Annotated in this window: 2 protein-coding genes and 1 pseudogene; 1 reads left to right on the top strand and 2 read right to left on the bottom strand. The window is 74.0% G+C overall.

Going from position 1 to position 6,102, the window contains the following annotated elements:
* Positions 1-519: pseudogene (locus tag V7E46_RS31820) on the top strand (TPM domain-containing protein); the annotation flags it as partial.
* Between the two features lie 125 nt (positions 520-644).
* Here the strand turns inward: V7E46_RS31820 and V7E46_RS31815 are convergent.
* Complete coding sequence (locus V7E46_RS31815; protein ID WP_333771657.1) at positions 645-3,200, bottom strand: SpoIIE family protein phosphatase; 2,556 nt, start codon at positions 3,198-3,200, stop codon at positions 645-647.
* A gap of 262 nt (positions 3,201-3,462) precedes the next feature.
* Complete coding sequence (locus V7E46_RS31810; RefSeq protein WP_333771656.1) at positions 3,463-6,012, bottom strand: SpoIIE family protein phosphatase; 2,550 nt, start codon at positions 6,010-6,012, stop codon at positions 3,463-3,465.
* Positions 6,013-6,102 lie beyond the last annotated feature (90 nt).

Here is a 6,102-nt window from a genome sequence, read left to right as displayed (position 1 = left end):
CGGGAGCAGGGGGTCGGCGGGCGGCGGGCCCGCGGCCTGCTCGACCAGGCGCTGCTCGCGGCCCGCAGCGAGGTCGCGGCGGCCCGCGACGTGATCACCACCCACCGGGGCGCGATCGGCAGCCAGGCGCGTACCCGGCTCGCGGAGGCCGAACGCCGCCTCCAGCAGGCGCGGACCGCGGCCCCGGCCGACGCCACCGCCGCCCTGACGCACGCCCAGGACGCCGACCGGCTGGCCCGGGAGGCGCAGCGGCGGGCCCGGCGGGACGTCGGCGGCTTCGGCACGGACTCCTGGAGCGGTCGCCGCGGCGGCCCGGACATGAACGGCATCGGCGGGGCCATGCTCGGCGGGATCATCCTCGGTGAGCTGTTCGGCGGCGGGCGCGGCGGCAGCGGCGGTTTCGGCGGGCTGGGCGGTATGCGCAGCATGGGCGGCGGCGCCGGCTTCGGCGGCGCGGGACCCGGCAGCTTCGGCGGCGGCGAGACCCGCGGCCGGATGGGCGGCGGCGGACGCTTCTGAGCGAACCCGCGGTCCGCGGCGGCACCGCGGCGATTGACCGTCCGTCCGGCTGACGGGCCGGCCGTCCGGCCCGGGCGGGCCACCTGGCCCGTTGGCTACTTGGTCCGGCCGGCCGCGGGTCGGGGTCAGAACATGCTCAGCAGCTCGTCCACGGTGGGGGTGGCGACATGGGACTGGCGTCCGGGCAGGGCGAGTTCGAACCATACGGTCTTGCCCCGGTGGGTACGCCTGCTGCCCCAGCTCTCGCTGAGCATGGTGACCAGTTGCAGCCCGCGCCCGCCCTCGTCGGTGTCGCGGGCACGGCGGCGGCGCGGCTGGACCAGGGCGCTGTCCCACACCTCGCACACCAACGTGCGGTCCAGCAGCAGCCGCAGCCTGATGTCGCCGTAGCCGTGCCGCAGCGCGTTGGTGACCAGCTCGCTGACCAGCAGCTCGGTGGTGTCGACCAGGTCGCCGAGATCCCAGGCGAGCAGCTGCTCGTGGGCCACTTCGCGGGCTCGTGCCACCGAAGTGGGCTGCGGCTTGAGCGTCCAGTCGCCGACCTGGTCGGCCGGCAGGCCCTGGATCCTGGCCATCAGCAGCGCGATGTCGTCCTCGCCGTGCGCGGTGTCCAGGGTGGCGAGCACGTGGTCGCAGATGTCCTCTAGGGGCCGGTCGGGGCCGTCGAGGGAGAGCCGGAAGGCGTCGAGGCCCTCGTCCAGCGGCAGGCTGCGCGATTCGACCAGGCCGTCGGTGTAGAGGGCGAGCAGCGCGCCCTCGGGCAGCTCGACCTCGCTCTCCTCGAACGGTTCGCCGCCGACGCCCAGCGGCACTCCCTTGGGCAGTTCCAGCAGCAGCGGCGACTCGCCCGGCTCCACGACGGCCGGCGGGAGATGGCCCGCGTTGGCGATGGTGCAGCGGCGGGTGACGGCGTCGTAGACGACGTAGACGCAGGTGGCCAGGTAGACCTCGGTGAGGTCGGATTCGCCGCGCTTCTTGGTCTTGCCCGCGCGGCCGGGGGTGGGCGCGCCCAGGCCGCGTACGACCTCGTCCAGGGCGCTCATCACCTCGCCGGGCTCCAGGTCGAGCATCGCCAGGGTACGGACGGCCGTCCGCAGTTCGCCCATCGCGACGGCGGCCCGAAGGCCGCGGCCCATGACGTCGCCGACGACCAGGGCGGTGCGGTGGCCCGGCAGCCCGATGACGTCGAACCAGTCGCCGCCGACCTCGGTCTCCATGCTGCCCGGCAGATAGCGGCAGGCGATGTCGAGACCCGCGGCCTCGGGGTCGTCCGGCGGCAGCAGGCTGCGCTGGAGGATCAGGGCGCGTTCGTGCTCGCGGCGGTAGAGGCGGGCGTTGTCGATGAAGATCGCCGCCCGGGCGGCCAATTCCTCGGCCAGCATCCGGTCGCGTTCGGTGAAGGGCTCGCTGCCCTTGGCGCGGGAGAACTGCACCAGGCCGAGCACCGTGTCGCGGGCTACCATCGGCACCACGAGGGTGGACTGCACCAGGGCGCCGCCCAGGTCCTGCCCGCCGTCGCCGTCGAGCACCTGCGGCTGGGCGGTGCGCAGCGCGCGGGCGCTGGCGGAGCTGAAGCGGTAGCGGTGGACCGAGCCGACGGAGACCGGGCCGTCGTCGGCCGACACGTCGTCGTCGTCGCCGGCCATGGCGACGGGCGCGTCGGACACCGAACTGGCGAAGGCGACCCTGCGCAGCTCGCCGCTGCCGTCGGTGGTGCCCGACAGGTCCTCGGCGCCGGACAGCAGCGCCTGGTAGAGGTCGACCGAGGCCAGGTCGCAGAAGTGCGGCACCGCCACGTCGAGCAGTTCGCGCGCTGTGGTCTCCAGGTCGAGCGAGGTGCCGATACGGGCGCCCGCCTCATTGAGCAGCGCCAGATTGCGGCGGGCGTGCGCGGCCTCGCGCTCCGCGCGCTGCCGGCCGGTGACGTCCATCGCCAGGCCCGCGACGCCGATCGGCCGTCCCGAGGAGCTGTGCAGCCGGTAGAGCGAGATCGACCAGCGGCGCCGGCCCGGGTCGCCGGGCACGGTGCCGACCAGCGGCATGTCGAGGACCGGGTCGCCGGTCTCCAGCACCTGGCGCAGGGCGGCGGACAGCCGGTCGGCCTCGACCCGGGACAGGAAGTCGTGCGGGCCGCGCCCGCGGTGCTCCTCGGCGGGGCGGCCGAAGACGGTCGCGAAGCGGTCGTTGACCCGGATCAGCCGCAGCTGGTTGTCGAACAGCACGAAGCCCATCGGGGACTGCCCGAAGACCGCCTGGGAGGCGGCCAGGTCGGTCTCGATCTGCCGCAGGGTGGCCACGTCGACGGCGATGCACAGGGCGCCGCGGTCGGCGGGCATGACGTACACCTCGGCCAGGCCCTCGCCGCCCGACGCGTCGTTGTACGGCACGAGTCCGGTCCACTCGCGGCCGTTGAGGATGTCGGCGAGCCGCTCGTGCCCGCGCACCTGCACATGCGGCGGCGCGAAGGCGGCGATGGGGTCCCGGCCGAGCGCGTCCTCCGCGGAGACGCCGAAGAATTCGGCGGCGCGTTCGCTCCACTGCTCGATACGTCCGTCGGGGCCGAGCGAGAACGACGCGACTCGTATGTAGTCGTAGATGGAGCCGGGCGGGCTCGACTGCCAGACCGCGGTCTGTGCCGCCGCGTCCGTACCGTCTCCTGGCGGAACCGCCCCTGCTGGCATGTCGCTCACTCGCCCGACCCCTCCAGCTCAGCACACATGGACCGGTTGGAGCTGAGTATTCAGCATGCGGACCGTCCAGCACACGGTCTTGTCGATCACAGCATCATCTCGGCTCGTGGGGCACGGGGGCCGTCCCCTGAACACCTCGGTCGCACCTTTCGCTCTCGTGTCTTCGGAATACCCGGCACACGCCCCGCGAACCATTTCGGTGATCACAACGGGTCCGCCGTGGCAGCGGTCACGGGAACAGGCGTCGCAGCTGTCACGGAAGTGCCAGTTCGAACCACACGGTCTTGCCCAGCGGACCGTGCCGCGTCCCCCAGCGCCGGGACGCGCCGGCCACCAGTTGCAGCCCCCGGCCGCCCTCGTCCTCCTCGGTGGTCTCCCGCTCGCGCGGCGGGTCGGGCAGCGGATCGGACACCTCCACCAGCAGCGAGCCGCCGCGCACCATCCGTACCCCGATCGGGCCGTGCGCGTACCGCAGCGAATTGGTCACCAGCTCGCTGACCAGCAGGACCGTCACGTCGGTCAGCTCGGCCAGCCCCCATTCGGCAAGCGCGTCCCGCACCCGGCGGCGGGCCAGCCGTACCGCGCTGGCCTCGGCGGGGAAGCTCCAGGCCGCGGTGGAACCGCGCGGCAATGTACCGAGGCGGGCCATCAGCAGGGCCACGTCGTCGGGCTCGCGGCCGGGCTCCATGGTGGCGAGCAGGTCGTCACAGGCGTCCTCCAGGGAGTCCAGCGGGCGGCACAAGGTGGAGCGGAGGCGTTCAAGGCCGGTGCCGATGTCGTGGTACCGGGACTCGACCAGGCCGTCGGTGTAGAGCACCAGGACCGTGCCGTCGGGGACGTCCAGCTCGGTCGTCTCGAAGCGGACACCGCCGACGCCCAGCGGCACCCCGGGCGGCAGGTCGTCCAGCAGCCGCGCCTCGCACCCGCCGGACCCGGAGTCCGGCTGGACCAGCACCGGCGGCGGGTGCCCGGCCTGGGCGATCGCGCAGCGCCGGGTCGAGGGGTCGTAGACGGCGTACACGGCGGTGGCCATCCAGCCCTCGGCCTGGTTCTGGGCCAGGTCGTCGCCCAGCTCGCTGACCCGGCGCAGCAGCTCGTCGGGGGCCATGTCCAGGCCCGCGAGGGTACGTACCGCCGTACGCAGCCGGCCCATGGTGGCCGCTGCGGGCAGTCCGTGGCCCATGACGTCGCCGACGACGAAGGCGACCCGGCCGCCGGCCAGCGGCAGCACGTCGAACCAGTCGCCGCCCACCTCGGCGGCGCTGCTGCCCGGCACGTAGCGATAGGCCACGTCGACGCCCGGCGCCGCGGGCGTGTAGCGCGGCAGCAGGGCGCGCTGGAGCATCAGGGCGCCCTCGCGCTCGCGCACGTACAGCCGCGCGTTGTCCAGCGCCGCGCCCGCCCGGTCGGCCAGCTCCATGCCGAGGGCCACGTCCTCCTGGTCGAACGCCTCGCGGGCGCCCGTCCTTCCGACGATCAGCAGCCCGAGGACGACGCCGTGCGCGCGCAGCGGCAGCACCAGCATCGACTCGATGCCGACGGCGAGGGTCGCGCGGACCTTGGGGTCGTCGGGGAAGGCCGCGTTCGTCAGGTCCTCGCGCGAGCCGAAGAGCTTGGGCTGTCCGGTGGCCAGCACGTGCCCGAAGGGCGACTTGCGGTCGTGGGACACCGCCTGGCCGGGCCTTATCATCCGCACCACGTCGGGGCTCCACGAGATCGCCCCCACCCCGGTCTGCCGCATCGGCGTGCTGTCGGTGTACGGCGCCACGGGCAGCTCGCCGCCCTCGGCGAGCTGGTAGTGCAGGTCCACCCCCGAGTAGTCGCAGAACGTCGGCACCAGCACCGCGGCCAGCTCCTCGGCATTGCGCCGTACGTCGAGCTGGCCGGCCAGCCGCGAGCCGACGTCGTTGAGCAGCGCCAGGCGGCGGCGGGCGCGCTCGGCCTTGGCCGCGGCCTCGACGCGCTCGGTCACGTCGATCACGGTGGCGCTGATCCCGAGCACCCGGCCGGCCCGGTCGACCAGCCGGTGGTACGACAGCGACCTGTGCCCCTTGCCGACGGGCGCCGGCGAGACCAGGTCGATCACCGGCCGCCCGGTGAGCAGGACGTCCCGCTGGAGCGCGGCCAGCGACTCGGCGCTCTTGACGCCCATCACGTCCGCGACCCTGCGGCCGATGTGGTCGGCGGCAGGCACGCCGTTCATCCGGGCGAGCGCGTCGTTGACGCGGACGTAGCGCAGCTCGCTGTCGAACATCGCGACGCCCAGCGGGGAGGAGTCGAACAGCGAGTCCAGGGCGGCGAGGTCGTGCTCAAGGGTCCGCAGCCGGCTGGTCTCCACCATCGACGCCAGGACGAAAGGCCGCCCGTCCCCGTCCACCAGCAGCGAGGCCCGCGCCTCGACCTGCACGGTGTGCCCGTCGCGGTGCCGCAGCGACAGGATGCCGCTCCAGCGCCCGCCGCGCAGCAGTTCCCCGAGGATCTGCTCGGCCTGTCCCGCCGACGGTACGGGCCGCGGCGGCGGCCTGCTGCCGAGGGTCTGCTCCCCCGGACCGAACAGCCCGCCGACCCGGCGCCCGACGATGTGCTCGCCGGCCCACCCGAGCACTTCCTCCGCGAGAGGGCTCCACAGCAGGACCCGTCCCGAGGTGTCGAGCATGACGACGGCGACCCGCAGTGTGTCGAGCAGCGTCCCGTCGCCCGTTCCGGTGATGCCCCCGTCACCGCCGGGCGCGTCGGACGGCGGAGGCTGGGCGCCCTTCGGGGGCGGCTGGTCCGCGCCAGGGGTGTCGCCGCTGGCGGTCATGCCTCGCACCCCCGACCGGGTCGGGCGGCCGGTTCCGCCCGGCCGCCAACAGGGATTTATCCCTTCCTGCCCGATATTCCCCCATCATCC

It is taken from the genome of Streptomyces sp. IBSBF 2435, from assembly GCF_036815005.1.
Lineage (GTDB): Bacteria > Actinomycetota > Actinomycetes > Streptomycetales > Streptomycetaceae > Actinacidiphila.
The sequence above is the reverse complement of the archived record's forward strand: the minus strand, read 5'-3'. Positions and strand labels throughout refer to the sequence as shown.

Excerpts from the sequence above, each read along its gene's own strand:
- V7E46_RS31815 (WP_333771657.1), bottom strand. The coding sequence starts at position 3,200 with ATGCCAGCAGGGGCGGTTCCGCCAGGAGACGGTACGGACGCGGCGGCA.
- V7E46_RS31810 (WP_333771656.1), bottom strand. The coding sequence starts at position 6,012 with ATGACCGCCAGCGGCGACACCCCTGGCGCGGACCAGCCGCCCCCGAAG.